A 26,922-nucleotide genomic window follows, 5' to 3' on the forward strand; every position below is an offset into this window, starting at 1 on the left:
CGAGTGAACTCACAGCCATAACCGAACGGCGCGATCAGACTCCGGGGGAGTGGACTTCGATCGCTACGATCCCGGCTTCTGGTCGCTCCGCCGAGAGATGAATCACGGCAAACCCGCCGGTTTCGAGCATCGCCGCGCCCCTCACCGCACTGTCGACGGGGGTGTTGGTCTGGCGGGCGATCTCCGCGACGATCTCAGGCAACACGGGTCCGTGGCTGCACAGCACTGCGGTCTTTCGTTTGCGCAACCGCTTGGCGATCACCGCCTGCACATCGGCGGTGCCGTCCTCCCATGCGTCCTGGCTGATTCTGTCGGTCTCTTTGATCTTGAGGCCAGTGAGCTTGGCGAGGGGCTTGACAGTGGCGACGCACCGCACCGCAGTGCTGCTGATGAGCTTCTGAGGGCCGAACGCGGCGATTGCGGATGCCGCAGACGCCGCCTGCTTCTCTCCCTGGCGCAGCAGAGTGCGCTCGGCGTCTGACCCGTCGAAATCGTGGGAGGAGATGGCCTTGCCGTGGCGTAGCGCGATCACGGCGAATGTGCGCGCGGTGTCGTTGTCCACCCGAGCGGAGAACCGGTCGAGCACCTCGCGGTCGTGCGAATAGGTCAGAGCCTTGCGTGCCTTGGCAAGCGACAGCCACTCAAGCTTGGCCACCTCGTCGTTGGGGGTAAAGACGTGCGCCTCGTGGGTCTCGTCATCGACCTCAGCCGCCCAGTAGTGCACGATCTTGTCGCGGCCTCCTGGCAGCGTGTATTCGGTGGTTCCGAGCGGCGCACCGAGTGCGATGTCGAGCCCCGTTTCTTCTTCGATCTCGCGGGCCGCCGTCTGGGGCAGGCTCTCGCCGGGGTCGACCTTGCCCTTGGGCAGCGAAATGTCGCCGTGCCGGTCGCGATGAATGACGAGCACACGAATCTTGCCGTCGAGTACTCGCCAGCACACCGCGCCGGCGGCGAGAACGGGGGACGCCGGGCTGGATGTGCTCATCGGGCTGCCACCGGCCTGCGACGGGCGCTGATTATCTGCATCGTCACATTCTGCATGTCCGGCAGCGGTGTGCCATCGTCTGCGAGGTGGTGTCGTGTCCATTCCCCATCGGGCTCGAGCCACCACGACGATGTCGAATCCGCCATAGCAAGGTCGAAGATGTTATCGATTCTGCTTAGGTGTTCCGGGTCGGTCAGGCGCACGAGAGCCTCCACTCTGCGGTCGAGATTGCGGTGCATCATGTCTGCACTGCCGATATAGGTGAGCGGTTCGCCGCCGTTTTCGAATCGGAATATGCGCGAGTGCTCGAGGTAGCGCCCCAGGATGGAGCGAACCCGAATGTTGTCGCTGAGGCCGGGGACGCCGGGCTTGAGGCCGCAGATGCCGCGCACGACGAGGTCAACGCTTACCCCGGCTTGACTCGCACGATAGAGGGCGTCGATGACTTGTTCGTCCACGATCGAGTTGAGCTTGATGCGGATGCCGCTTGGCCGTCCAGCGAGGGCAGCGGCGGTCTCATTCTTGATGCGCTTGATTAGGCCCTTTCGCAAATGAAGGGGAGCCACGAGCAGGCGCTTGAACTTCTTTTCGATGGCATACCCCGAGAGTTCGTTGAACAGCCGAGTGAGGTCGTTGCCCACAACTGGGTCGGCCGTAAACAGGCCGAGATCCTCGTATACCCGGCTCGTCTTGGGGTTGTAATTGCCGGTGCCGACATGGCTGTAGTTGGTGAGGCTGCCGTCGCTCTCCTGCCGAACCACGAGTGCGAGCTTGCAGTGCGTCTTGAGCCCGACAAGGCCATAAACCACGTGCACCCCCGCTTTTTCGAGCTTGCGGGCCCACGTGATGTTGGCTTGCTCGTCGAAGCGCGCTTTGATCTCCACGAGGGCGAGCACGGCCTTGCCCGCCTGGGCCGCGTCGATCAGGGCCTCCACGATGGGGCTGTCGCCGGATGTTCGATACAGCGTCTGCTTGATGGCGAGAACCGAAGGGTCTGCCGCGGCCTGTTCGAGAAACGCTTGCACGCTCGTGCCGAACGATTCGTAGGGGTGATGCACCAGAACATCCCGCCGCTTGATCGAGGCGAAGATGTTGGATTCGCCGCCCGGTTCCGCCGGCAGGAGAGCCGTGCTCGTTGTGGGCAGATGCTTGCGGTATTTGAGCGATGGCCGGTCGATCTTGAACACCTCGAAGAGGCCGCCCAGGTCGAGCGGAGCAGGAAGCCGGTACACCTCCTGCTCGGTGACACCCAGCTCACGGATGAGCAGATTAAGGGTGCGATCATCCATGTCCTCGGTGATCTCGAGCCGGATGGGTGGGCCGAATCGGCGCCGCAGCAGCTCCCGTTCGAGGCTCTGGATGAGGTTCTCTGATTCGTCTTCGTCGATTTCGACATCTTCATTGCGGGTGACCCGAAACTCGTGATGGTCAAGAATCTCCATTCCCGGAAATAGTTCGCCGAGGTGGTTGGAGATGAGGTCTTCGAGGGGAATGAACCGCAGCAGCCCGCGCTCGTCGTCGGGCAGCTTGACGAAGCGGGGCAAAATGCTCGGCACCTTGATGCGAGCGAACTGCACTTTGCCGGTCTTGGGGTTGCGAACGCGCACCGACAGGTTGAGTGATAGCCCGGAGATGTAGGGGAACGGATGTGCGGGGTCGACCGCGAGCGGCATGAGCACAGGAAAGATCTGATGGGTAAAAACCTCGTCGATGCGGTCACGGTCGTCTTGGCCGAGGTCTGCCCACGTTTCTATGTGGATGCCAGCGTCGTCGAGAGCAGGCTTTACCAGCTCCCGAAACGCGAGCGCATGCCGATCCTGCAGCTCGTGCGCTCTGGCGCTGATGCTGCTGAGCACCTCGGCGGGCGACCTGCCGATGTTGGTGGGAACGGCGATGCCTGTTGCGATGCGCCGTTTGAGCCCGGCGACTCGCACCATAAAGAACTCGTCGAGGTTGCTGGCGAAGATCGCGAGAAAGTTAACGCGCTCAAGCAGCGGCAGTTGCGGGTCTTCTGCCAGTTCGAGCACGCGGGTATTGAAGGCGAGCCAGCTCAGCTCTCGGTCGAGGTAGCGGTTGCCCGGCAGCGTGCCGTCATCAACCCACGCAGACTCGTAGTCGTCATCATCGAGGCTTTCGGTGATGAGGCCAGTGTCGTCGATGGTGATATCGGCATCCATCGCTCAATACTTGCACCACACCGTGAACTGCGGGTTATCGAACTGTGACGCTAGCGGCGTGTTGCGTACTGCACATCGACCGTGTGGTCGGCGAAACCGTAGGAGCGGTAGAGACGAACGGCGGGGACGTTATCCGCGTCCACGTAAAGGCTTGCCGTGCGGATGCCGCTGGCGGCCAGGTGGGCGAGCCCTGCCGCGACGAGACGCCGGCCCAGCCCCGAACCCTGTTGACGAGGGTCGACTCCGACCACATAGAACTCTCCGATGTCGCCGTCGACCTTGAGCCAGCAGAACGCGATCACCTGGCCGTCTTCGTCACGCAGTAGCAAAAAGTCATCGGCGTTGAACCAGGGTTCGGCCATGCGGGCGTCGAGGTCCACCTGCGTGAGGGAACCCTGTTCGGGGTGGTGGGCGAACGCGCGAGCGTTGATGTCGAGCCATGCGGCGTCGTCGTGCCCCGGGCGAAAAGGCGTGAAGCCGTCGAGCGCCCCAGCGGCGTTCAGGTCACCCTGAACCGGGGCACGCAGTTGCAGGAGGGTGCGCACGGCGGTGAGCTCGTGCCGGGCGGCGAGGGAGCGCGCCGCGGGATGATCGCCGTGCGCCCAGATAAGAATCGACGGGGACTCCGTGAGCACGCGGCTGAGCATCTGCTCGCCTAGGCCGTTGCCTCGAGCGCCGGGGTCGACGACCAGCTCGGCCTCCCCGGGGTCGCCCCTGAGGAGAACGGCGGCGGCGGTTTCGTCGATAGAGAGAAGTTCGCGTCGGCCGTCACGCAGCTCCACGAGGCTTTGGTCTGAGAACGGCGGCTGCCCATCCGTCGCCGTTGCGCGGGAGATGAGCCTGTTCAGCCACTCGGGGGTATTAGCGCTCATCGCCGTCGTGCCCTGTGAAGCGGTAACCGACGTTGCGCACGGTGCCGATGAGCGATTCGAGGTCTCCGAGCTTGGCCCTCAGGCGTCGCACGTGCACGTCGACGGTGCGCGTGCCGCCGAAGTAGTCGTAGCCCCAGACTTCGCTCAACAGCTGTTCTCTAGTGAACACCCGCGAGGGGTGGGAGGCGAGAAAGCGCAGGAGCTCGAACTCCTTGTAGGTGAGGTCGAGTGGGCGCCCCTGAACCTTGGCCGAATAGCTGGCCTCGTCGATCACGACTCCGGATGCGCTGATCTTGGTGCTGGTCTGTTCTGTTGCCTTGCGGCCGACGGCAAGGCGGATGCGGGTGTCGACCTCGGCGGGTCCTGCATCAACGAGCACGACATCGTCGATGCCCCACTCCGGGTTTACCGCAGCAAGGCCGCCCTCAGTGACGATGAGAACGACGGGAACCTGAGTGCCCGTATTCGCCAGAATCTTGCAGAGCGCTTTGGCGCTGGCCAGATCTTTGCGGGCATCCACAAGCATGAGATCGCAGCTTGGTGGGTTCACGAGTTGCGATGGCGTGGCCGGCAGATGCTTGACGCGGTGGCTCAGCAACCCCAATGCGGGCAGGACTTCGCTGTCGACGGCCGGAGTCAAAATCAACAGCTGCGCCAAGGGTGCCTCCCAAAATTGTGTCGCAAGTCTATCTAGACGACGGCCTATCACTTTTCGCACTGGCAGGTTGGCGTGTGGTGAATGGGGCAGGATGAGTAAATGACCGTTTCTGAACCCGTCGCTCCTTCTCTTCGGAGCGCCACAATCACGATCGGCATCGTGTGGGTTGTTTCGGCGCTGGGGGCGGTTCTCGTCTCCCTCTTTGCCCAGTCAGATGCTCGCATGCAGTGGTATCCGATTGTGCTGGCCGTGTGCCTTATTTTGTCGTTCTGCCTACAGCTCTCCCTCGACAGCAAGGTGGGTTTTGTGAACCGTCTTTCTGTGAGCGTTGGCGGGGCCGTCGCCATTCTGGCGATAGCGACAGTGGTTGCCGTCGTCGTACCGTCTGCGTGAGGGTAGAATTCAGGCATGCTCGCACTGGAACTCTTCTTCGTCGGACTCCTCGTCCTCGCCGTTCTGGCCATCGGTGGGGTTGCCGCCGTCGTGCTCTATAACCTTTTTCGCGGTCAGCGCTAAACCGCTGCCCGCACTCTCACCGGCAGGGAGCTGCCTCACATGATCGAAATCGATTCTTCGCTTCCCTCCGAGTTGGTGCCGCTCTCGTGGCTCATCGGAGTCTGGGAGGGCACCGGGGTCATCTCCTATCCCGTCGACGGGCAAGCCCGCGAGTATGAGTTCGGTCAGCGCGTGAGCTTCAGCCACGACGGCACGCCGTTTCTCAACTACAGCTCTACGGCCTGGCTGCTCGAGCCATCCGGCGCCGATGCCGCCTCCGACGGCAGTACTGCGGCCAGCGCGGATGGCAGCGCGGATGCCGACGCGGCATCCGAGCCCGCAGAACCCCAGATCTTCGCCGCCGAGACCGGCTTCTGGCGCCTCTCTCGTCCGCGCACCGATGCGGACCCCGGCCCCGGCATGCTCCCGGGAGTCGGCCCCGCACCGTTCACCAACGTCAACGCCGTCGAGACGCTGCGCAACGCCGCAGGCGGATTCGACATCGAGGTGTCGATCCTTCATCCCAGCGGTGTGAGCGAGCTCTACCTCGGTCAGGTGGTCGGCCCCCGCATCGACCTCGTCACCGACGCCGTCGTTCGCAGCGCTAATGCCAAAGAACACACGGCATCGACGCGCCTCTACGGGCTCGTCGATGACCACCTGCTGTGGGCGTGGGACATCGTCGCCCTCGGCCAGCCGCTGACCTCGCACGCGTCGGCAAGGCTCGCCCGTGTCCAGTGAGAACCCGGTGAAAGACGCGGCGGTCTACGCGTCTCCGTGGCTGGCTCGCTCGGGTGCCGTGGAATCCGACGGCCCGGATGCCGGAGTCGCCGCCCACTACGGAGACCCCGTCCGAGAGCAACGGCAGCTTGCTGCAGGCTCGGCCGTTGTCGATCTCTCCCACCACGGGGTCATCGAGATCGAGGGAGCCGATCGGCTGTCGTGGCTCGACTCCATGAGCACGCAGTCCCTGGCCAGGCTCGCCCCCGCAGAGTCGGCCGAGGCCCTCATTCTCGACCCCAACGGGCGCATCGAGCACGACATGCGGGTGCTCGACGATGGCGTTTCTCTCTGGCTTCTCGTCGAGGGGTCCGAAGCCGCATCGCTTGCGGCCTGGCTCGACCGCATGCGCTTCATGATGCGGGTCGAGGTCCGTGACCGCACCAGTGACTTCGCAACACTCGGCAGCTTCGCCGACGCAGCAACCCTCGCCGGAATGGTGCCCATCGCCAGCCCGCACGGCGTTCCGCTCGTGTGGAGCGACCCATGGCCCGACGTGGTTGCTGGCGGGTGGCAATATGCGCAGGGCGAGCATCCCGGCGCGGAGTTCGCCTATCGCGAGGTTCTTGTCGAGCGGTCGGCGCTCGCCGAGTCTGACGCTCCTGCGGCCGGTGTGCTCGCACTCGAAGCGCTCCGCGTGGCCGCGTGGCGCCCTCGCTTCGCCCGCGAGGTCGACGAGCGCTCGATTCCGCATGAGCTCGATTGGATGCGCTCCGCGGTTCACCTGAACAAAGGCTGCTATCGAGGCCAAGAGACGGTGGCCAAGGTGCACAACCTCGGGCATCCGCCCCGCCGCCTCGTGATGCTTCACCTCGACGGTTCCGACTCGATCCTGCCGCAGCCCGGAGACGAGGTCGTGCTCGGCGACCGTGCCGTTGGAGCGGTGACTTCGGCTGTGCGGCACCACGAGCTGGGCTCCATCGCTCTTGCTGTGGTCAAACGCACTCTCGACTCGACGGCGACTCTCACGGTGCAGACTTCCGATGGGCCCGTTGCGGCGGCGCAAGAGGTGATTGTTCCGGCCAGTGCCGGGGCGACTGTGGCGGCGCCGAGGCTGCCGCGATTGGGTGCTACCACCCGGCCGAGCCGTCCCGGGGCGTGAGCGCAGCACGCCGCGATGCCTCGGCACGGCTAGAGAGAAAGCTCAATCGGCGGCTTGATGCCAGGGCTGCCCTCGATCGGGTCAGGGAGTCGCTTCCCGCAACGGTGCAGATCGTCGTTGCCGCCACCATCGCCTATTTCATCTCGCACGATCTGCTCGGGCACTCCTCTCCCGCAATTGCCGTCACCGTGACGATCTCCATCCTGGGCTTCTCCCGGGATGCGAGGCCGCGTCGCGTGCTCGATTCGGCCGTGGGAATAACCCTGGGCATTGTGCTCAGCGAGATCGCTCTGATCGTGATTGGCGTGGGCTGGTGGCAACTGGCCGTCGTGCTCGGCATAACGCTGCTGGTGTCTCGGCTGGTCTCGCCGAGCGTGCCGTTCGCGATTGCCGCAGCGGTTCAGTCCATGCTTGTGCTTCTCATGCCTCCGCCGGAGGGCGGGGTGTTCCTGCGCAGCATCGACGCCGTCGTTGCGGGGGCTGTTGCGCTCACCGTGACGGCATTGATTCCCCGCGACCCGAGGCGCATCGCCGATCGGGATGCCCGCCGCATGGTCTCGGCACTGTTGGAGTCGCTCGATTCTGTGGCCGCGGCGCTGCGAGAGGCCCACGAGCCGGCGGCGAGTCTCGCCCTCGAACGTCTGAGGCGCACGCAAAAACACCTCGACGCGTGGAACGAGTCTCTCGACTCGGCGCTCGCGATCGCCCGTATCTCTCCCTTTCTCAGACGGCATCTTGGTGCTCTGCGCCATCAAGCGCAGGTGCTCGGCGGTCTCGATCTGGCGGCACGCCACCTGCGTGTAATCACGCGTCGCATCAGTTTTCTTGTGCGGGACGGGCAACAGCGTCCTGTGCTCGCCGAGCTATTCGAGAGCATCCGCGCCGGCATCGACACGCTGGGGCAAAGCCTGCGCAAGCCCGAGTTGGCGACCGATGCGCGTGCCCAGTTCGCGGCGATCATGCCGCTGCTCGATCCGGCCGTCACCCTGCCGGGAGCGGCCTTCAACACATCGATTGTTGTGCACCTGCTGCGGCCCCTGCTCGTGGACCTGCTGGTGGCAACCGGCATGCCCGCTGCCGAAGCCCGCGCTCTTCTTCCGCCTGCGTAACGCGCCGACCGCAGGCTTCGACCACATCTCCGCTGCCAGCATCTCTCGTCGCTAAACTGGCCGCATGACCTACACGCTCATCCTCCTCCGCCATGGCCGCAGCGACTGGAACGAGAAGAATCTCTTCACCGGGTGGGTCGATGTCGACCTCACGGAGGAGGGTCGGGCCGAGGGCCGCCGGGCTGGCGAGCTCATCGCCGCCTCCGGGCTGCAGCCCGACGTGCTCTACACGTCGCGTCTCAAGCGAGCCATCCACACCGCCAACCTGGCTCTCGAGACGGCCGACCGCGACTGGATCGACGTCAAGCGTTCATGGCGCCTCAATGAGCGCCACTATGGTGCCCTGCAGGGTCTCGACAAGGCCGAGACGTTGGCCAAGTATGGCGAAGAGCAGTTCATGACCTGGCGCCGCAGCTTCGACACTCCGCCGCCCGTGCTCGCCGACGACAGCGAGTTCTCGCAGGTGGGTGACCCTCGCTACGCCGATCTCGGCAACGACGTGCCCCGCACCGAATGCCTCAAAGACGTGATCGAGCGGATGCTGCCCTACTGGGAATCCGACATCACCAAGGACCTCGCCGCCGGCCGCACCGTGCTGGTCACCGCCCACGGCAACTCGCTGCGGGCACTGGTCAAGCACCTCGACAACATTTCGGATGCCGACATCGCCGGCGTCAACATCCCCACCGGAATCCCGCTCGTCTACGAGCTGGGCGACGACTTTATGCCCGTGACTCCTGGGCAGTACCTTGACCCCGAGGCGGCCGCAGCAGGCGCCGCCGCAGTTGCGGCCCAGGGCAAGAAGTAGGCGAATCGCCAGCAACAACGACACAGGCCCCGCACCGAGAAATCGGATGCGGGGCCTGTGTCGTTTCGCCCGTGGGCGAGCAGACCTAGTCTTCTGTGGGGATCCAGTCGCCCGTGGCCAAGTACTGAACCTTCTTGGCGATCGAGACGGCGTGGTCGGCAAAGCGCTCGTGGTAGCGCGAGGCGAGCGTCGCGTCGACGGTGTCCTCTGCGCCGCCCTTCCACTTCTCGCCGAGAACCGTGTCGAAAACGCTGAGGTGCAAAGCGTCGACCTTGTCGTCGTCATTGCGGATTTCTTCGGCGAGGCGAACATCCTCGGTGCGCAGGAGCTCTGCAAGCTTGCGGGCCATATCCACGTCGAGTCGGCCCATATCGGCGAAGGTCGGCCGAAGCGACTTGGGCACGACCTTTTCGGGGAACCGGTACCGCGCGAGCTGGGCGATGTGCTCGCTCATGTCGCCCATGCGCTCGAGAGAGGCCGAGATGCGGAGGGCGCTCACGACAATGCGCAGGTCGCGGGCAACGGGCTGCTGCCGGGCGAGGATGTTGATGGCCAGCTCGTCGAGGCTCACGGTGAGCTCGTCGATCTTGGTGTCGTCGGCAATGACGCGCTCGGCCAGGGCAACATTCGACTCGTTGAAGGCACTCGTGGCGTTCTCGATCGACGTGGCAACCAGGGTTGCGATCTCGACGAGACGTTCTTGAACTTCCTGGAGTTCCTGCTGAAATACTTCGCGCATCGACTTGTTCCTCAATTCCTTCACAGCTCGGCTCACCCCGCTTGGGCGGCAGACCTCGGCCATCCTGACCCGCTGAGGTTAACGGCCGGTGATCTTTTGATGAACACCACGGCCTGTAGCGCCGAACCTGCAGCGTCCCTGATCGGACGGGCTCGAGATGTAACTAATCTAGTGGTTATGGAACCCAGCGTGCTGGTTGCCTTGGCGTTGGTCTTCGGCGTAGCCGTCGGAGTTGCGCTGGTCAGCCTCGTCCACCATGCCGCCCGACGAGGCGAGCGTGCGGCCATGGTCGTTCGCGGAGGCGTGCCAGATGGTGTCGAGCAAGTGCTCGATGCCCTCGAATCGGCCGGTGTCGTTCTCGACCCTTCCAACAATGTCGTCAAGGCATCGCCTGGCGCTTTGGCCTTCGGGCTCGTGTGGAATCAGTCGCTCGTCCACCCAGAACTCGTGGAGCTCGTCGATAAGGTTCGCCGCAGCGGGGAGCCGCTGTCAGAAGAAGTCCGGCTTGCGCGTGGCCCGTTCGGCGATGCCAACGTCTTCTTGTTCGTGCGCATCGCCCGCATCGGCTCCCGTTTTGTTCTGCTTCTCGCGGAGGATCGCACTGAGGCGTACCGCCTCGACGAGGTGCGCCGCGACTTCGTTGCCAACATCAGCCATGAGCTCAAGACCCCTATCGGCGCCGTAGGTCTCCTGGCGGATGCCCTGCAGGCTGCCTCTGATGACCCGGAGCAGGTGCGCCGCTTCGCCAAACGGCTCACGAAAGAGTCAGACCGGCTCGCCCGCATCACGAAAGAAATCATCGAACTGTCGAGGCTTCAGGCGGCGGATGCTCTGGCCAAGCCAGAGCTCGTGGAGATTGACGACGTGGTTGCCGCGGCGATCGACCACAACCGCGTTGCCGCCGACAAGCTCGGCATCTCCATCGTGAGCGGCGGAGACAGTGGCGCTCAGGTGTATGGCGACGAGCCCATCCTCGTTGCCGCCCTGCAGAACCTCATCACCAATGCGGTGCAGTATTCGCCCGAGCGCTCCCGCATCGGTGTGGGTGTGACCAACAGCGACGGCATCGTGGAGATCTCGGTTACGGACCAGGGTGCCGGCATCGCAGAAGAAGACCTGGAGAGGGTGTTTGAGCGTTTCTATCGGGTCGACCCCGCCCGCGCTCGTAACACGGGCGGCACTGGGCTCGGGCTCAGCATCGTCAAGCATGTCGTGCAGAACCACGGTGGCGACGTGCGGGTGTGGTCTCAGGTGGGGCGCGGTTCAACGTTCACCATCCGGCTACCAGAGGCCTCCTCTGCGACCCTCGCTTCGATGTCGGAGTCTGCTGCGGCAAACGGGGTGCCCGCGCTCGAAGCTCCCTCTCGTCCCGCCCTGGAGGCCGGTGCTTCAGGGCACGTTGACGGCGATGTAAAGGAACCCACGTGACCCGCCTTCTCCTCGTCGAAGACGAGCGTTCTCTCAGCGAGCCCCTCGAGTTTCTGCTCAAGCGAGAGGGCTACGAGGTCACGATCGCCGAAGACGGCCCCTCCGCCCTCGCGGCCTTTGATGCGGGCGGCATTGACCTCATTCTGCTCGACCTCATGATTCCCGGGATTTCGGGCACCGAGGTGTGCCGCCGCATTCGCATGACGTCGACCGTGCCGATCGTCATGCTCACGGCAAAAGACACCGAGCTCGACATCGTGGTTGGCCTTGAACTCGGTGCCGATGACTACGTGACTAAGCCATATTCAACGCGCGAATTGCTCGCGAGGATGCGCGCCGTGCTGCGCCGTCGGGTCGAAACTGTGGAGCAACCGTTCGACCCCGCGATCGTCGAAGTCGGGCCCGTGAAGATGGATGTTGACAGGCACGTCGTCGAGGTCGCGGGATCTCCCGTGCCCATGCCGCTCAAAGAGTTCGAGTTGCTCGAGGTTCTGATGCGCAACGCCGGTCGTGTGCTGACCAGAGGGCAGCTCATCGACCGAGTGTGGGGCGCCGATTACTTTGGCGACACCAAGACGCTCGACGTGCATATCAAGCGCATTCGTTCCAAGATCGAGAAGGTTCCGTCAGCGCCCGAACTGCTCGTAACGGTGCGGGGTCTCGGCTACCGATTTGAGGATGCCGCAGCGTAGGGGCGGCCCCTGCAAGGGGATTGGAGCATCCGAACGCAACAATGCCCGGCGGAGGAGAACCTCGGCCGGGCATTGTGGTGATTGTGGGTTACGGAACCAGGTCCGCGTACTCGGGCAGTGAGCTGTCGAGCACGGGCACGAGAACCTGCTTGCCCGTCTCGGAGCCGTACTGAACAAAGATTGGCATGAGGGAGCCTGGCTCGGAGTTGATGCCCTCAAGCAAGAACACCTCGTCGACGCCGAGCTTCTTGATCTGCCCGGCGGCAACGGTCACCTTGGAGTCGGACTTGCCCTCGGTGCTCTCGAACTGGAAGGTGACGGTCACGCGCTCGCTACCGTTGTTGGCGACGCTCGTGACGAGGTTGCCGTCGACGCCGTTGTCGCTCACGACGATGGCGTTGAGAACCTTGACGTCGCCGATCGTGGCGTTGGTGCCGTCGCTCGCGTCGTAGTCGTCGGTCGTGGCTTGAGGGGTAATGAAACCGCAGCCTGCCACGAGAAGAGTGATGGCCGCCGACAGTGCGACGGAAGCGACGATGCGAGCTCTCACGGGAACCCTCCAGGTGACGAGACGGGGTGACAGGGCCGCGAAATCATCGCTCGCGGCAAGACTCTGTGAGTTTATCCTACGCAGCGGAAGTGCCATCCCATGGAGGCAGGCCGGATTCAGGCCCCCTGTGATAAACTGGTGGTCACGGAATGGAGCTTAACCCATGCTATTCGAGGTCGGCGAAACCGTCGTTTACCCGCACCACGGTGCTGCAACCATCATTGAGGTCAAGAAAAGAATCATCAAGGGCGAGGAAAAACTCTACCTCAAGCTCAACGTGACTCAGGGCGATCTGACCATTGAGGTCCCCGCTGACAACGTCGACCTGGTCGGTGTTCGCGATGTCATCGGCCAAGAGGGCCTCGACAAGGTGTTCGAGGTTCTTCGTGCTCCTTTCACCGAGGAGCCCACTAACTGGTCACGCCGCTACAAGGCCAACCTTGAGAAGCTCGCCTCCGGCGATGTCATCAAGGTGTCTGAGGTCGTTCGCGACCTGTGGCGCCGCGACCAGGACCGCGGACTGTCCGCAGGTGAGAAGCGAATGCTCGCGAAGGCACGTCAGATTTTGGTGTCTGAGCTGGCGCTCGCAGAGAAGACCGACGAAGAGAAGGCCTCTGGCATGCTCGACGACGTTCTAGCCTCCTAAGGCTTCACGCACACAGGGCATCAGCCCCACGAGTTCGGCCCCGGATCGCTTAGCGGTCCGGGGCTTTTCGCGTCACCGGGGCGGCCTGATGCGGAGGTACGCTCGTAGACATGCTTGAACCTCGCACCGCCGTGATAGTCGTTGCCGCAGGAAGCGGAACCCGCCTGGGATTGGGAATGCCGAAGGCTTTGGTGCAGCTCGCCGGGCAGACCCTCTTGGAACGGGCGCTCGGCTCGGTATTTGCGATGAGCGAGCCCGCCCAGGTCGTTGTCGTCGCCCCCGCAGATAACGTGGAGCAGGCAGAAGCTCTGGCCAGGAGTGTCGCCGGAGTTGCGAGCGAGTACCTGAACGTCGTGGCGGGAGGGGCAACGCGGCAGGAATCTGTTCGGGCCGGGCTGGGAGTGCTCCTCGATTCTGTCGATGAGGTTCTGGTCCACGATGCCGCCCGCGCGTTGACTCCTGCGTCGCTATTCGACTCGGTCGTCGCCGCCGTGCGGGAGAGCGCGTCGGGTGTTCTGCCGGTTCTGCCCATCGCCGACACCATCAAAGAGGTCGACGATGCGCGGGCAGTGGTGGGCACTCTCGACCGATCACGACTCGCCGCAGCACAGACGCCCCAGGGATTCCCTCGCGCAGAGCTGGTTTCTGCCTACTTCGCCGCTGCGGAGGAACACACCGACGACGCGTCCCTGTTTGCCGCAGCAGGACATCCGGTCATCACGGTGGACGGTGACCAGCGTGCCTTCAAGGTCACGACCGTGTGGGATCTGCGCCGGGCAGAAAGCTACATCGACGACTCTGCGCAGCCCGCAGCAGCATCCGTTCCCGTATTGCGCACCGGCATCGGCGTGGATGTTCACGCGTTCGACGACGACAGCCCGCTCTGGCTCGGTGGCATCTATTGGCCAGGCCAGCCCGGACTCGCCGGGCACAGCGACGGTGACGCGCTGAGCCACGCTGTGTGCGATGCGCTGCTCTCGGCAGCGGGGCTCGGAGACATCGGCGGGCGCTTTGGCACCGCTGATGATCGTTTCGCGGGGGCTCACGGTGACGTCTTCATCGCCGAGACTGTGACGCTCGTGACCGGATCGGGCTTTGCTATCTCCAACGTTGCCGTGCAAATCATTGCCAACCGGCCCAAGCTTGCGAGCCGTCGGACCGAAATCGAGCAGCGGTTATCGCAGCTGATCGGGGCGCCCGTGAGCGTCTCGGCGACAACATCAGACGGCCTGGGGTTCGCGGGCAGGGGAGAAGGCGTCACCGCCATAGCGACCGCTCTCGTGCAGTCGGTCGGGTAGCCGCAGCCTGCCTCGAATAAGCTGGGGTGTATGACCGTGCGCCTCTACGACTCCCGTGCCCAGGAGTTGGTCGACTTTGTTCCCCTCGAACCGGGAAAAGTCGGGCTCTACGTCTGTGGCCCCACGGTGCAGTCGTCGCCGCATATCGGGCACCTGCGCTCGGCGCTCGTGTACGACCAGTGGCGCCGTTGGCTCACCTGGCGAGGCCTCGACGTGACCCTCGTGCGCAACGTCACCGACATTGACGACAAGATCCTCGCCAACGCGAGCGAGGCAGAGGAGTGGTGGGCGCTTGCCTACCGGTTCGAGCTCGAATTCACGGCAGGCTACAACGCGCTCGGCGTTCTGCCGCCCACATATGAGCCCCGCGCCACCGCGAGCATTGGGCAGATGCAAGAGATCATCCAGCGCCTCATCGACCGAGGCCACGCCTACGCGGCGAGCGATGATTCCGGCGACGTCTACTTCAGCACCACGTCATGGGCGACCTATGGCGAGCTGACTCGCCAGTCGCTCGATGACATGGCCCCGGCCGCGGATGCCGACCCGCGCGGCAAGCGCGACCCCCGCGACTTTGCCTTATGGAAGGGCCACAAGTCGGGCGAACCCGCCTCGGCGAGCTGGCCATCCCCGTGGGGTGACGGCCGGCCCGGCTGGCACATCGAGTGCTCGGCGATGTCGTCGCGCTACCTCGGCCCCACCTTCGACATTCACGGTGGCGGGCTCGACCTGCGGTTTCCCCACCACGAGAACGAGCTGGCTCAGTCCGCTGCGGCAGGAGACGGATTCGCGCGGTACTGGGTACACAACGGCCTGGTAAACGTGAACGGCCAGAAGATGTCCAAGTCGCTCGGCAACTCGATCTTTGCGAGCGAGTTGCTCTCGATGGCGAGCCCGCTGGTCGTTCGTTACTACCTCGGTTCTGCCCACTACCGGTCGACCATGGACTACCACGATGGCGTGCTCGTCGAGGCAGAGGCGGCGCTTGAACGCATTGAGGTGTTCCTCACTCGCGCGCATCGGCGCCTCGCATCCACTCGCTATGTCTCGGAGATTGTGCAGGACATCCCCGATGCTTTTGCCGAAGCAATGGACGACGATCTCTCTGTGCCGCAGGCCCTCGGCGTGCTGCACGAGACCGTGCGGGCGGGCAACGCGGCCTTCGATTCAGAAGATCTCGTCGCCGGCGCGCGAGCTGCGGGCGCTGTTATCGCGATGACCGATGTGCTCGGAATCAACCCACTGGCCGTAGAGTGGCAGACTGCGGCAAATGAGCCCGCACTCGCAGCGCTCTCGGCCCTCGTCGAGCGACTGCTCGCCGATCGCACAGCTGCCCGTGAGGGACGAGACTTTGCCGAGGCCGACCGCCTTCGCGACGAACTCGCCGCGGCGGGCATCCAGATCGAGGACACCCCGAGTGGTCCGCACTGGTCCCTCGCGGGCCAGCCATAAACACTGATGTAGGGAAAAACCCATGAAGAACAGCGGCAACAAGCCCCGGGCCGGAGCGGTCCGTAAGACGCGCAAGGGTCCCCAGGTCGGCTCAGGCGGACAGGGCCGTCAGGCCCTCGAAGGCAAGAAGCCCACCCCCAAGGCCGAGGATCGCCCGTACCACCCCGCTGGTAAGCGCAAGATTGCCCAAAACCGTCTCGCCGAAAAGCGTGGTGGCGGTCGCCCGGCATCGACGGATGCTCCGCGCCCCCGTCAGCAGTCGCGCCCCAAGCAGAACGACGATATCGAGGTCGTGACCGGCCGCAACTCGGTGCTCGAGGCACTGCGCGCCAAGATCCCGGCGACCGCCCTCTACATCGCGACGCGCATCGAGTACGACGACCGCGTCAAGGAGATCATGGGTCTAGCCACCAAGCGTGGCCTGCCGGTGCTTGAGGTGATGCGCCCCGAGCTCGACCGGCTCGGCGGCTTCGACTCGGTGCACCAGGGTGTTGCGCTGAAGGTGCCTCCGTACAACTACGAGCACCCCATCGAGCTGTTCGACAAGATCGTCGCCCGCGGTCAGACGCCGCTTCTGGTGGCGCTCGATGGCATCACCGACCCCCGCAACCTGGGTGCAATCATCCGTTCGGTCGCGGCGTTCGGCGGCCAGGGCGTCATTGTTCCGCAGCGTCGTTCCGTCGGCGTCACCGCCTCGGCGTGGAAGACCTCGGCCGGTGCCGCGGCCCGCACTCCCGTGGCAATGGCATCCAACCTGACCCAGACGCTCAAGGCGCTCAAGGAGCGCGGCGTCTTTGTGCTCGGTCTTGATGGCGGAGGCGACGTTGAGCTGCCAGGGCTCTCGTGGGCCAACGAGCCGCTCGTCATTGTCGTCGGCAGCGAAGGCAAGGGCCTTTCGCGCCTGGTTACCGAGACGTGTGACGCAGTTGTGTCGATTCCGATCAACGCCGCAACGGAGTCGCTCAATGCCGGCATCGCCGCATCCGTGACCCTGTATGAGATCTCAAAGCTGCGGGCGCAGGGCAAGAAGCGCAAGTAACACCACAGCAGATGTGGGGAGCCCGGCGATCATCACGATCGCCGGGCACTAGACGCGGTCGCGCCAGTCGATGTCCTGGTCGGGGATGATCTGAATTGGCACGGTGATGGCACCCGTGACGGGATCAAACATTGTGGCCTCGTCGCGGCGGTGCCGCAGCACAGTGTCGATGTAGGACGTCACGGCCTCGGCGAGCGGGATGTCGCGCCCGGCATCCTGAGACAAGTACCACCGGTGGTCCAGCAGCTGATGGAACACTTCCGCAGGCTCGAGCTTGCCCTTGAGCTCCCGCGGGATAGCGCGCACCACCGGCTCGAACACACTCGTGAGCCATTCGTGCGCGACCATCTCCTCATCGGCATCCGGCCTGGCATAGCTGGCGGCATACGAGTCGAGGTCGTTGAGAAGGCGGCGTGCCTGGTTCTCGCCTGTGTCGAGACCGGTTAGCCGCAACAGCCGTCGCTGGTGGTGACCAGCATCGACAACTTTGGGCTGGATGCCCACCCTCGTGCCCGTGTCGTCGGTCTTGATCGCGAGCTCTTCGATGTCGAAGCCGAGAGAGTTGAGCCGCTCGACGCGTTCCGCGATGCGCCATCGCTCCGACGAGTCGAAGGATTCTGCTCCCGTGAGCTCCGTCCACAGGCTGCGATAGGAAGCGACGATGCGGTTGCTCACTTCGAGGGGGTCGACATTTTCGTCGAGCCGCCCGCCCGCAGCCAGGTCGAATAGCTCGCCAGCGATGTTCACGCGGGCAATCTCGAGATCGTTCTCTCGCTGGCCGTCGGAGAGGCCGTTGTAGATCTTGCCGGTCTCGGCATCCACCAGATAGGCCGCGAAGGCGCCAGCGTCTCGACGGAACAGCGTGTTCGAGAGCGAGACGTCGCCCCAGAAGAAGCCGATGATGTGGAGCCGCACGAGGAGCACAGCCAAGGCATCGACGAGACGGGTTGCTGTCTCGGGGCGCAGGGTCTGCGAATAGAGGGCCCGATAGGGGAGCGAGAACTTGAGGTGCCGGGTTACGAGGGCAGCGTCGAGAGGGTTGCCGTCGTCGTCCGTGCGGTTGGTAATCACCGCGAGAGGGTCGACGCACGGGATGTCGAGGCGCTGCAAGGCGCGCAACATGTCGTATTCCTGCTGCGCCAGCTCGGGAGACGTCTCCTTGATGGCGATCACAAAACCGCTGAGGTGGGCAAACCGCACCAAGTGGCGCGAGATGCCCTTGGGCAGCGCAGCGATCACATCGTCGGGCCACACGTCGAGGGGGAGCGACCAGGGCAGGTCGAGCAGCGCGGAGTCAACCGTTGCGGAGGTGATGCTGAGGGATGCCATTATCGACGTCCATCCGATCTGAGACGAGTTCGAGCCTGTCAGACCCGGGTGAGACGGGGCAGACAGGCTCGAACGGGTTCGGCTTTCTAGACGGTGATGGGGGCGCTGAGGCGCTCGCCGGATTCCGTGTTGAAGACGTGGATGTGGTCGGGCGACGGCAGGATGAACACCCGGTCACCCGAGTTCGGGTGCGAGCGGCCATCGACGCGGGCGACGATGTCGACGCGGTTGCCATCGATTTCGGTGTGGCCATAGAGGTAGCCGTCGGCGCCGAGTTCCTCGACGATGTCGACCTCGACGGGCAGACCCTCACCCGTGTTCGACACGCGAACGTCTTCGGGGCGAACGCCGATCGTCACCTTGGATGCTGCGCCAGCCAGGGTGTCGCGGTCAACGGGTGCGACTGCCGTGCCGAACTTGAGACCGCCATCGACAACGTCGGCGTCGAAGAGGTTCATGGCGGGGGAGCCGATGAAGCCGGCGACGAACACATTCTTGGGCTCCGCATACAGCTCGCGCGGGGTGCCGACCTGCTGCAGAACGCCATCCTTGAGCACCGCGATGCGGTCACCCATCGTGAGCGCCTCGGTCTGGTCGTGGGTCACGTAGACGGTGGTGACGCCGAGACGGCGGGTCAGCGAGGCGATCTGCGTGCGGGTCTGCACGCGCAGCTTGGCGTCGAGGTTCGACAGCGGCTCGTCCATGAGAAAGACCTGGGGGCTGCGCACGATTGCGCGGCCCATCGCCACACGCTGACGCTGACCGCCCGAGAGTGCCTTCGGCTTGCGGGCCAGATACGGCTCAAGGTCGAGGAGCTTGGCCGCTTCGAGCACGCGCTTCGCCCGCTCTTCCTTGCCGATGCCAGCGATCTTGAGCGCGAAGCCCATGTTTTCTGCCACCGTCATGTGCGGGTAGAGCGCATAGTTCTGAAACACCATGGCGATGTCGCGGTCCTTGGGAGGAACATCGGTGACGTCGCGGTCGCCGATGAAAATGCGGCCGTCGTTGACCTCTTCGAGGCCGGCGAGCATGCGGAGAGTCGTGGACTTGCCACAGCCGGAGGGGCCGACGAGAACGAGGAATTCGCCATCAGCGACTTCGAGGTCGATCTGGTCGACGGCGGGCCGGGTGGAACCCGGGTAGAGACGGGTTGCCTTGTCAAACGTGACAGTAGCCATGACTGTATATCTCCTTCACCGGCAGGTACGTGCCGGACGATCCGTAGTGAATGGATGTTGTGTGCCGCCAGACCGAGGCCAGACAGACGCCCTCATTATGCCACCGCGAGGGCGTGGCGCCTAGGACGGGTATGTGCAGCGGCTCGGGGCGTGCCTGTTTTGGGGGGAGGGGAGGCATGGCGCGACGCATATGCTTATTCAGCGTCGGTTTGGCCAACTCCCAGACACGATGTCTAGCATCGAAGGTGCCTGACAGATCAAACGCCGCGGCTTACCGCGCCTGTGATCGGGGCGCGGCGTCGGCTAGGCGCATGGGGGGTCGCATTTGGGCGAGACATTTTGCTCGGTGTTTGATAGCGATGAATGAGGTTTCATGACAAACGATCGTTCGGGCGCACAGCCTACGAAGAACGAGAAGCGTGCCGCGGCGCGTGAGAAGGCACAGCAGGCGCGCCTCGAGCAGAAGAAGAAGGAGCGCCGCAACCGCTACCTTCTGCAGGGCGGAATCATTCTCGGCATCCTTGCTGCCATCGCCGTTGTGGTCATGGTCGTCGTCTCCTCCATTCCCAAGACCTATCCCGGGCCCGCGAACATGCTCAGCGACGGCATCCGCATCGGCGCCGGTTTTGTGGCCGAGCCCACTGCGGCGCTGCAGCCGGGGGAGAGCCCCGTCGCCTCTGAGCCGACCGAAGATTCGGATGTCGTGGACATTCGCATCTACCTTGACTACTTCTGCCCGGCGTGCGGTGCATTCGAAGAGGCCAACAACGATCAGATCGCCACGTGGGTCGATTCCGGCGCCGCAACGCTTGAAATCCATCCCGTCTCGATCCTCGACCGCGCTTCGCTGAACTCGCAGTATTCGACCCGGGCGGCTAACGCCGCCGCGTGTGTGGCCAACTACTCGCCCGATTCGTTCTTCGCCTACAACTCCCTGCTCTTTGAGAACCAGCCGGCAGAGGGCACGACCGGCCTCGATAACGACGAGCTCAAGGCCCTCGCAAAAGAGGCTGGAGTCGCACAGCTCGGATCCGTCGAAACCTGCATCGATGACGTTCGGTTCAAGAAGTGGGTAAACGCGGCGACAGCTCGCGCGTTCGAGGGGCCGCTGCCCAACGCCGATATCGAGCGGGTAGAAAAAACCCCGACCGTGATCGTCAACGGCACCGCGTACACCGGATCGATCAACGACCCGGCAGAATTTGCCAAGTTCGTGAGCACCCAGAGCGGCAACGCCTTCACCGACGAGCAGAAGTCGACCCCGTCGCCGAGCCCCAGCCCGAGCCCGGCCGCCTAGGAGACGCTAACTAGGCTGGCGCGTCACGTCATGCGCTCGCCGATATCACCGCCGGTTCGCCACGGGGGAGTGGCGCATCGATTCGGCCTACGAGAACACCCGTACCGTCCCAACCCACGGCGGCGAATCGATCACGCTGCGGGATGTTGTCGTGCGGGCTATGCGGATCTGAGGCAGTTCGCTGCGCGTCGGGCGGTGCGCTGGCGCGTGGGTAGGCAAAGCCAGCGGAGAATGTGGAGCCCCCTGTCGGATTCGAACCGACGACCCCCGCTTTACAAGAGCGGTGCTCTGGCCAACTGAGCTAAGGAGGCGCGTGCGCGCGAACGCACCGGGCTATCTTAGCCCGCGTTCGCGCACCCTGTGGGTGCCGCTCTATTCGGCGGCGGGCTTCTCTTCGAAGTTGAGGGAGAGCGAGTTCATGCAGTAGCGGTCGCCGGTGGGGGTTCCGAAACCGTCGGGGAACACATGGCCAAGGTGCGAGCCGCACGTGGCGCAGCGCACCTCGGTGCGAACCATTCCGAGGCTGTTGTCTTCAATGAGCTCGACGGCCTCGGGGCGCACCGACTCGTAGAAGCTGGGCCAGCCGCATCCTGAATCGAACTTGGTGCCGCTCTTGAAGAGTTCTGCGTTACAGGCGGCGCAGGTGTAGATGCCAGCGCGGCCTTCATCGAGCAGCTCGCCGGTCCAGGCACGCTCGGTGCCAGCCTGACGAAGCACCTGGTAGCGCTCTTCGCCGAGCTCATCGCGCCACTCCTGCTCGCTCTTTGTGACCTGGTAGTTGCCGGGCTGGTCGTTCATGGAGTGCCTTCCGAAAAGTGTGGACTTATCTAGCCTAAACGCGAGGGGAGCCCGTTTGTTCCCTCATTACGCCGCGCTAGTTAGGTTTACCTAAGCAAAATTTTGACGCGGGCGCCTCGGGGACACTACAGTCGGACTTAGCTAAGGCAACCCTTAGTAGCATCCTTCAGCCAGGAGTCTCTGCCCGTGAACCCCCTTTTAGCGCGCCCTAGAGCGGCGCGCTCGCTTCTTGCCCTGCTCACAGCGTTTCTCCTGGCCTTCAGCGGCCTCGTCATGGGCGCCGCCCCCGCGTCCGCTGCGCCATCGACCTCGTCGACCGCTCTCCACTGGGGATTCAAGCAGTCATGGCGCACGTACATGCAGTTCGGCGGAGGGTCAGTTACCCCGAGTGCCGGCGCCGCAGTCGTGAGCACGCCGTTCAGCGCCTATACCTGGGCCCCTGGCGCGACCACGTTTGATCCCGTCTCGAAGATCGGCAGCGCAGCGTTTTCGGGTGCGGTGCAGTTCGTCAACGCGGGCCACGGAATTGATGTCTCGGTTTCGGCCCCTCGAGTTGACCTGAATGGTGATGGCACGGGGAGTATCTTCTGGACGACTGGCGGAGTCGAGGTCCTCGGGGCTACCGTCTCCACCCTCTCGGTCGGCGCGCCGGTAGATTCTTCCGGCGTAAGCACGGTCAACGTCGCAGGCTCCGGGGTCGCGTTCACTGACGCCTCCGGTGTGCCGTTCCACTACACCTCAGCGGATGCGATGGACGATTTCGCCTTCCAGATCTCGTATCCGACCCCGGCGGTAGCGCCTCCGACTCCCCCCACTCCGAAGGTGACGGTGTCGAAGACAACGGGTCTGAATCCTGCCGGTGAGACGATCACGGTTTCGGGTACTGGATTCTCCCCGGCCGATTCGTCGTCTGTCGTGGGCACGCGCCCTCCCCTGGCTGGCCTGTGGTCCGGTGCGTATGTCGTCTTCGGTTCTTTCAAGGACGTGTGGAAGCCGAGTGAGTCCGCGCCGACGGCCGCCCGAGAGTCGTTGAGTCAGCGCTGGTTGCTGACCCAAGACGTGATTGACGCCGTGGATCCGCGCTTTAAGGCGGCCGTTCTTGCCGAGGCTGCTGTGCTCAATGCCGATGGTTCGTTCTCGTTCCAGATGACGGTGGCAGAGAGTTCCGCGGCGTTGTCCGATGGCAACTACGGCATCTACACCTACGCCGGGAGCGGCGCTACCTACGCCCCGTTCGAGACGTACACGCCACTGTCATTCGGTATTCCTACTCCGAAGGTGACAGTGTCGAAGACAACGGGTCTGAATCCTGCCGGTGAGACGATCACGGTTTCGGGTACTGGATTCTCCCCGGCCGATTCGTCGTCTGTCGTGGGCACGCGCCCTCCCCTGGCTGGCCTGTGGTCCGGTGCGTATGTCGTCTTCGGTTCTTTCAAGGACGTGTGGAAGCCGAGTGAGTCCGCGCCGACGGCCGCCCGAGAGTCGTTGAGTCAGCGCTGGTTGCTGACCCAAGACGTGATTGACGCCGTGGATCCGCGCTTTAAGGCGGCCGTTCTTGCCGAGGCTGCTGTGCTCAATGCCGATGGTTCGTTCTCGTTCCAGATGACGGTGGCAGAGAGTTCCGCGGCGTTGTCCGATGGCAACTACGGCATCTACACCTACGCCGGGAGCGGCGCTACCTACGCCCCGTTCGAGACGTACACGCCGCTCGCCTTCGGCGCTCCGACTCCTCCCGTTGTTACACCTCCCACCACGACCCCTCCTGTGGTGGACGTTCCCGTCGCAAGCGGCTCGCTCACCTGGGGCATTAAGGACTCGTTCCGCAGCTACATCACCAGCTCGATCGCCCACGGCACGATTAGCACGAGCGGGGCACGCGCATCCGGCGGCTCCTATGTGTTCGGCCAGGCGGCCGGCGGAAGCTACACCGAGGCGGCCGGAGTCGGCACCTCGAACTACAGCGGTGCCGTGCGCTTCACCGGTCACGCCGGAATCCTCGACGTGACGATTTCGAACCCCGTTGTTCGGGTTGACTCCGCAACGTCCGGAACCCTGTTCGTCACAGCCAATGGCTCGCAGCTCGCGATCGCAAGCCTGAACCTGGCCGCGGCAAACCGGAGCGTCAACAACGGCGCGGTCACCTACTCGGGCGTCCCCGCGGTGCTCACCTCGGCCGGAACCGGTGTCTTTGCCCTCACCGGCAGCCCGTTCTACCCGGTGGGCACGGCGCTTGACCCCGTTACCTTCACGATCGGTGCTCCCGCCACAGCATCCGTCGGTTCCGCGATGGTCGCGAGCTTCCAGCGCCCGGCAACAGCGACGCCTGCTCCCACGGCTCCCGTTACAACAGGTGCCGAGATCGTGGAGGGTGACGTTGCTCCCGGCAGCACGGTGACCATCCGCGCGACGGGCTTCCAGCCGAACGAGACCGGCATCCTGGTTGTGCTTTACTCGACCCCCACGGTGCTCGACCGCAACGCCACGGCGGATGCGAACGGTGTCGTCACGTGGACAGGCGTGCTGCCCAGCGACTTCACGGGTGAGCACACGTTGACGTTCCAGGGTTCGGTTGACCGCGGTGTGGTTGTCGACTTCGGGTCGGCAGCGGTTGCAGCTCTCGCCAGCTGTGTCGTCGAGAACGCCACGGTCACGTGGGGCTTCAAGGAGTCATTCCGTGCGTACATCAGCGGGTCGATTGCTCACGGCGAGTGGGTCGTCGGCGAGGGTCTCGAATACGAAACCCCCGACTTTCTCTGGAAGACAGGCTCCGGCACCTTCGACGCTGATGAGAAGACCGGCGACATCGCACTGCCGGGCACTCTGACCTTCACGGGTCACGGCGGTGTGCTCAACACGACGCTGTCGAACCTCCGCGTGAAGTTCGACGGGGACACAGCGTTCCTGGTGTTCGACATCTCCGGTGACACCCAGGCGGGCGAGACCATCGACGAGCGCAACGTCTCCTTCGTAGAGCTCGACCTCTCCGCTGCCACCGAGACCGACGACGACGGGGAGATCACGTTCGCCGATGTTCCTGCCAAGCTCACCGCCGACGGCGAGGCGACGTTCGGCACCTACTCGGCCGGCGAGGCCTTCGACCCCGTGACCATCACGATCGCCCAGAGCGACGGATGCGACGAGGTCGCCGCAACGGAAGAGGCTTCTGACGACGCGACGGTTGCCCCGATCTCGGCACAGCCCGACCTCACCTGGGTGGTGTGGTTGCTTGTCGCTCTCGTCGTGATCCTCGCCGCAGTCGTAGTGACCCTCCTCGTGCGGGCGCGTCGCAAGCAGAACTGACGCTAGTTCGCCACCCGAAGCCCGCCCGAGCGACCGCTGGGGCGGGCTTCGGCCTTTAACGCCGCGTCGCCTGCGATTATGAAGGGGTGAGAGATACCGCCGAGTGGTACCGAGAGTTTGCCCGCCAGGTGGCGTCGCAGTCCGAGGTATACGAGCAGTGGGCGACTGCCGTGGCCGACGACGACTCCATGCTCGCGATTATTGAAGCGCTGCCCGAGGCCAAACGTCAACCCCCGCTGGTCTTTGCCGTCGCCCGGCTCCTGGGTGCGGGAGAAGGCGATAGCGGCGACTTCAAACGGTTTCTCATTGCCCACGCTGCTGAGGTACAGGCCGAGTGCCGCGCGCGACCCATGCAGACCAACGAGCCGCAGCGCTGTGCCGCATTGCTCCCCGCGCTCACCAGAATGGGCGGGCCGCTCGCCCTCATTGAGCTGGGCGCATCCGCCGGGCTGTGCCTCTATGTCGACCGGTTTTCCTATGACTATGCGCTGGACGGCGACGCCGAGACCCGTGTACGTCTCGATCCCGCAAACGGGCCGTCGACCGTCACGCTCTCGGCCTCGGCGCCGAGCGCCCTCGTGCCCCACGCGCTGCCCGAGGTTGCCTGGCGCGGCGGTATTGATCTTCGTCCCCTGAACGCAGCTGACGAGGGGGATGCCGCGTGGCTCACCGCGATGGTGTGGCCGGGTCAGCGGCGGAGACTGGCCCGGGTGCGAGCGGCCATCGACATCGCCAGAGCAGACCCACCGCATCTGCTGGCGGGAGACGCCATCGACCGCCTAGCGGATGCCCTCGCGGCCGTTCCCCCGGGCACGACGCCCGTGGTCGTCACGGCTGGAGTGCTCGTCTATATTCCCTTCGCCGAGCGGATGCGGCTCGTCGACGCCATTCGGCAGTCGGGTGCCCGCTGGGTATCGCTCGAGGGTGCAGGCGTGCTGCCAGAGGTGCGCGAGCGCCTGCCGCAGGGCGACCATTCTGCTCGATTTGTCGTCGCGCTCGACGAGCATCCGATCGCGTTCTGCTCGCCTCACGGCGACGAGTTGGCCGCGCTCGGTTAGCCTGCGGGTGCGTACACGGCGCGAGCGAGCGCGTCGAGAACACTGGCGGTGCGCGGGCCGAAGCCGAGCACCTGGCCCGAGTTCATGTCAACGAATCGCTCGTTGATGCCGGCGGGGGTCTGGGCGATCGCCACCTTGGAGTCGAGTAGTCCCTGAACTCCTCCCGCGCTCTCGAGCCCGGATGTCATCACCAGAATGAGGTCGGGCCGTGCCGCGATTACGGCCTCATCGGTCATGGGCTGCATTCCCGTCCAGCCGATTTCGGTAGCGACGTCGATGCCGCCGAGGCCGTTGATGATGTCGTTGGCGCCGGATTCCTTGCCGAAGAGGTAGTAGATGCCAGACCCGCCGCGCAGGTAGAGAAAGAGCATCCGCAGCTTCTCGCCCTCTTCCTGGGGGGCGATGGCAGCGATCTCGGCAACCTTGGCGGTGATGTCGGCCTGCAGGCTTTCGGCGAGCATCGCGCCCGTTTCGGGGGCACCGAATGCCGCGGCCACCTGGGTTGCGAGCTGGCTCACGCCGGCAAAGCCGGGAGTGTCGTTGACGAAGACCACGGGGATGCCGGCGTCGCGCATCTGCAGAACTACGTCAACAGGGCCGACCGAGCCGTCGGTGACGACGAGCGTTGGTCGCAGGGCAATGATCGACTCGTTGTTGATGCTGTGGCCGCTTGAGGTGACCACCGGCAGGTCCTCGACCTCGGCGAAGGTGGACGAGACGTCCCGACCCACGAGGGTGTCAGCGAAGCCGAGTCCGACGATCGTGGCGGCGATAGACCCGGACATATCGAGCCCCAGCACGCGCTCCGTGCTCGTCACTGTCACGCTCGTGTCGCCGCTCAGGTCGTGAGAGGTCACGGTCGCTGGCAGCGTCTGCTGGGGGTCCTCGGTGATCGACTTGATTGAGGTCGAGCCGAGCATCGCGGTCGATGCACCCTTCCACTCGCGCGGGTTCTCCACAAAGTCGAGCTCTGAGAGTGGCACCTGCTGGGCCGATGCGTCGCTTGCCTCGGGGTGCGGTGCGGCGCCCACGCTGTTGCCGCTGCATCCAGCCAGAAGCGCGATGCTGGCGATGGATGCGAAGACAGCGAGGATCGGGCGGGTCGTGAGGCGCGTAGACAAACGGAAATCCT

Annotated in this window: 24 protein-coding genes and 1 tRNA gene; 14 read left to right on the top strand and 11 right to left on the bottom strand. The window is 64.4% G+C overall.

Translation table 11 applies throughout. The annotated features are described in order from the left end of the window. Nucleotides 1-34: 34 nt before the first annotated feature. Genes C2138_RS01535 through C2138_RS01550 form a run of 4 tightly spaced genes read right to left on the bottom strand, consistent with a single transcriptional unit; the run spans nt 35 to nt 4,692 of the window. Nucleotides 35-985 (bottom strand): NUDIX hydrolase, encoded by a 951-nt coding sequence (locus C2138_RS01535; protein WP_108514986.1) that lies wholly within the window; start codon nt 983-985, stop codon nt 35-37. After that, complete coding sequence (locus C2138_RS01540) at nt 982-3,162, bottom strand: RNA degradosome polyphosphate kinase (RefSeq protein WP_108514988.1); 2,181 nt, start codon at nt 3,160-3,162, stop codon at nt 982-984. The genes C2138_RS01535 and C2138_RS01540 overlap by 4 nt, the downstream gene beginning before the upstream one ends. A gap of 50 nt (nt 3,163-3,212) precedes the next feature. Continuing rightward, nucleotides 3,213-4,034, bottom strand: a complete 822-nt coding sequence (mshD, locus tag C2138_RS01545; protein ID WP_108514990.1) for a mycothiol synthase — start codon at nt 4,032-4,034, stop codon at nt 3,213-3,215. Further along, nucleotides 4,024-4,692 carry a response regulator transcription factor gene (locus C2138_RS01550; RefSeq protein ID WP_108514992.1) on the bottom strand — a complete coding sequence of 223 codons (669 nt, stop codon included), beginning with the start codon at nt 4,690-4,692 and terminating at the stop codon, nt 4,024-4,026. The genes mshD and C2138_RS01550 overlap by 11 nt, the downstream gene beginning before the upstream one ends. 99 nt (nt 4,693-4,791) lie before the next feature. Here C2138_RS01550 and C2138_RS01555 point away from each other — a divergent pair, with 99 nt between their 5' ends. From C2138_RS01555 to C2138_RS01575, 5 genes are all read left to right on the top strand, one after another. Continuing rightward, entirely contained in the window at nt 4,792-5,085 is a 294-nt protein-coding gene (locus C2138_RS01555) for a hypothetical protein (RefSeq protein ID WP_108514994.1), read from the top strand. Between the two features lie 162 nt (nt 5,086-5,247). After that, complete coding sequence (locus tag C2138_RS01560) at nt 5,248-5,928, top strand: nitrobindin family protein (protein ID WP_108514996.1); 681 nt, start codon at nt 5,248-5,250, stop codon at nt 5,926-5,928. Then, on the top strand, nt 5,918-7,069 hold the full coding sequence (ygfZ, locus tag C2138_RS01565) for a CAF17-like 4Fe-4S cluster assembly/insertion protein YgfZ (RefSeq protein WP_108514998.1): 1,152 nt from the start codon (nt 5,918-5,920) through the stop codon (nt 7,067-7,069). The genes C2138_RS01560 and ygfZ overlap by 11 nt, the downstream gene beginning before the upstream one ends. Beyond that, a complete protein-coding gene (locus tag C2138_RS01570; RefSeq protein ID WP_108515000.1) occupies nt 7,066-8,178 on the top strand; it encodes an FUSC family protein in 1,113 nt (370 codons plus the stop codon). Before ygfZ ends, C2138_RS01570 begins: the two co-directional genes overlap by 4 nt. A gap of 64 nt (nt 8,179-8,242) precedes the next feature. Further along, nucleotides 8,243-8,986 (top strand): phosphoglyceromutase, encoded by a 744-nt coding sequence (locus tag C2138_RS01575; RefSeq protein WP_108515002.1) that lies wholly within the window; start codon nt 8,243-8,245, stop codon nt 8,984-8,986. An 85-nt stretch (nt 8,987-9,071) separates the two neighbouring features. Here C2138_RS01575 and phoU read toward each other — a convergent pair whose 3' ends face one another. Beyond that, entirely contained in the window at nt 9,072-9,725 is a 654-nt protein-coding gene (gene phoU / locus C2138_RS01580) for a phosphate signaling complex protein PhoU (RefSeq protein WP_108515004.1), read from the bottom strand. A 177-nt stretch (nt 9,726-9,902) separates the two neighbouring features. Here phoU and C2138_RS01585 point away from each other — a divergent pair, with 177 nt between their 5' ends. Next, complete coding sequence (locus tag C2138_RS01585) at nt 9,903-11,153, top strand: sensor histidine kinase (protein WP_108515006.1); 1,251 nt, start codon at nt 9,903-9,905, stop codon at nt 11,151-11,153. Beyond that, the gene (locus tag C2138_RS01590; protein WP_108515008.1) at nt 11,150-11,845 is read left to right on the top strand and encodes a response regulator transcription factor; all 696 of its coding nucleotides are present in this window, start codon (nt 11,150-11,152) and stop codon (nt 11,843-11,845) included. The genes C2138_RS01585 and C2138_RS01590 overlap by 4 nt, the downstream gene beginning before the upstream one ends. Before the next feature lie 88 nt (nt 11,846-11,933). Here C2138_RS01590 and C2138_RS01595 read toward each other — a convergent pair whose 3' ends face one another. Then, entirely contained in the window at nt 11,934-12,395 is a 462-nt protein-coding gene (locus C2138_RS01595) for a hypothetical protein (protein WP_108515010.1), read from the bottom strand. 163 nt (nt 12,396-12,558) lie between these two features. Here C2138_RS01595 and C2138_RS01600 point away from each other — a divergent pair, with 163 nt between their 5' ends. From C2138_RS01600 to rlmB, 4 genes are all read left to right on the top strand, one after another. Continuing rightward, on the top strand, nt 12,559-13,041 hold the full coding sequence (locus C2138_RS01600; RefSeq protein ID WP_108515012.1) for a CarD family transcriptional regulator: 483 nt from the start codon (nt 12,559-12,561) through the stop codon (nt 13,039-13,041). 110 nt (nt 13,042-13,151) lie between these two features. Next, on the top strand, nt 13,152-14,339 hold the full coding sequence (gene ispD / locus C2138_RS01605) for a 2-C-methyl-D-erythritol 4-phosphate cytidylyltransferase (protein WP_108515014.1): 1,188 nt from the start codon (nt 13,152-13,154) through the stop codon (nt 14,337-14,339). A gap of 30 nt (nt 14,340-14,369) precedes the next feature. Continuing rightward, nucleotides 14,370-15,791 (top strand): cysteine--tRNA ligase, encoded by a 1,422-nt coding sequence (gene cysS / locus C2138_RS01610; protein WP_108515016.1) that lies wholly within the window; start codon nt 14,370-14,372, stop codon nt 15,789-15,791. Between the two features lie 22 nt (nt 15,792-15,813). Further along, nucleotides 15,814-16,830 (top strand): 23S rRNA (guanosine(2251)-2'-O)-methyltransferase RlmB, encoded by a 1,017-nt coding sequence (gene rlmB, locus C2138_RS01615; RefSeq protein ID WP_108515018.1) that lies wholly within the window; start codon nt 15,814-15,816, stop codon nt 16,828-16,830. Between the two features lie 48 nt (nt 16,831-16,878). Here the strand turns inward: rlmB and C2138_RS01620 are convergent, their stop codons facing one another. Together C2138_RS01620 and C2138_RS01625 are read right to left on the bottom strand one after the other, a co-directional pair. Next, on the bottom strand, nt 16,879-18,162 hold the full coding sequence (locus C2138_RS01620) for a DUF4032 domain-containing protein (RefSeq protein WP_108515020.1): 1,284 nt from the start codon (nt 18,160-18,162) through the stop codon (nt 16,879-16,881). Between the two features lie 83 nt (nt 18,163-18,245). Beyond that, entirely contained in the window at nt 18,246-19,337 is a 1,092-nt protein-coding gene (locus tag C2138_RS01625) for an ABC transporter ATP-binding protein (protein ID WP_108515021.1), read from the bottom strand. Between the two features lie 373 nt (nt 19,338-19,710). On the opposite strand from C2138_RS01625, the gene C2138_RS01630 reads away from it, so the two are divergent. Further along, entirely contained in the window at nt 19,711-20,634 is a 924-nt protein-coding gene (locus C2138_RS01630; protein ID WP_108515023.1) for a DsbA family protein, read from the top strand. Nucleotides 20,635-20,868: 234 nt separating this feature from the next. Here the strand turns inward: C2138_RS01630 and C2138_RS01635 are convergent. Together C2138_RS01635 and msrB are read right to left on the bottom strand one after the other, a co-directional pair. Further along, nucleotides 20,869-20,945, bottom strand: a tRNA-Thr gene (locus C2138_RS01635). A gap of 61 nt (nt 20,946-21,006) precedes the next feature. After that, entirely contained in the window at nt 21,007-21,432 is a 426-nt protein-coding gene (gene msrB, locus C2138_RS01640; protein WP_108515025.1) for a peptide-methionine (R)-S-oxide reductase MsrB, read from the bottom strand. Between the two features lie 186 nt (nt 21,433-21,618). On the opposite strand from msrB, the gene C2138_RS01645 reads away from it, so the two are divergent. After that, a complete protein-coding gene (locus C2138_RS01645; protein ID WP_108515026.1) occupies nt 21,619-24,732 on the top strand; it encodes an HtaA domain-containing protein in 3,114 nt (1,037 codons plus the stop codon). Between the two features lie 86 nt (nt 24,733-24,818). After that, entirely contained in the window at nt 24,819-25,790 is a 972-nt protein-coding gene (locus tag C2138_RS01650; protein WP_108515028.1) for a DUF2332 domain-containing protein, read from the top strand. Here the strand turns inward: C2138_RS01650 and C2138_RS01655 are convergent. Further along, complete coding sequence (locus C2138_RS01655; RefSeq protein WP_199286557.1) at nt 25,787-26,911, bottom strand: heme/hemin ABC transporter substrate-binding protein; 1,125 nt, start codon at nt 26,909-26,911, stop codon at nt 25,787-25,789. The two genes, C2138_RS01650 and C2138_RS01655, sit on opposite strands and share 4 nt — an antisense overlap. Nucleotides 26,912-26,922: the final 11 nt, after the last annotated feature.

Origin of the sequence: Salinibacterium hongtaonis (assembly GCF_003065485.1) — a bacterium.
GTDB classification, from domain to species: domain Bacteria; phylum Actinomycetota; class Actinomycetes; order Actinomycetales; family Microbacteriaceae; genus Homoserinimonas; species Homoserinimonas hongtaonis.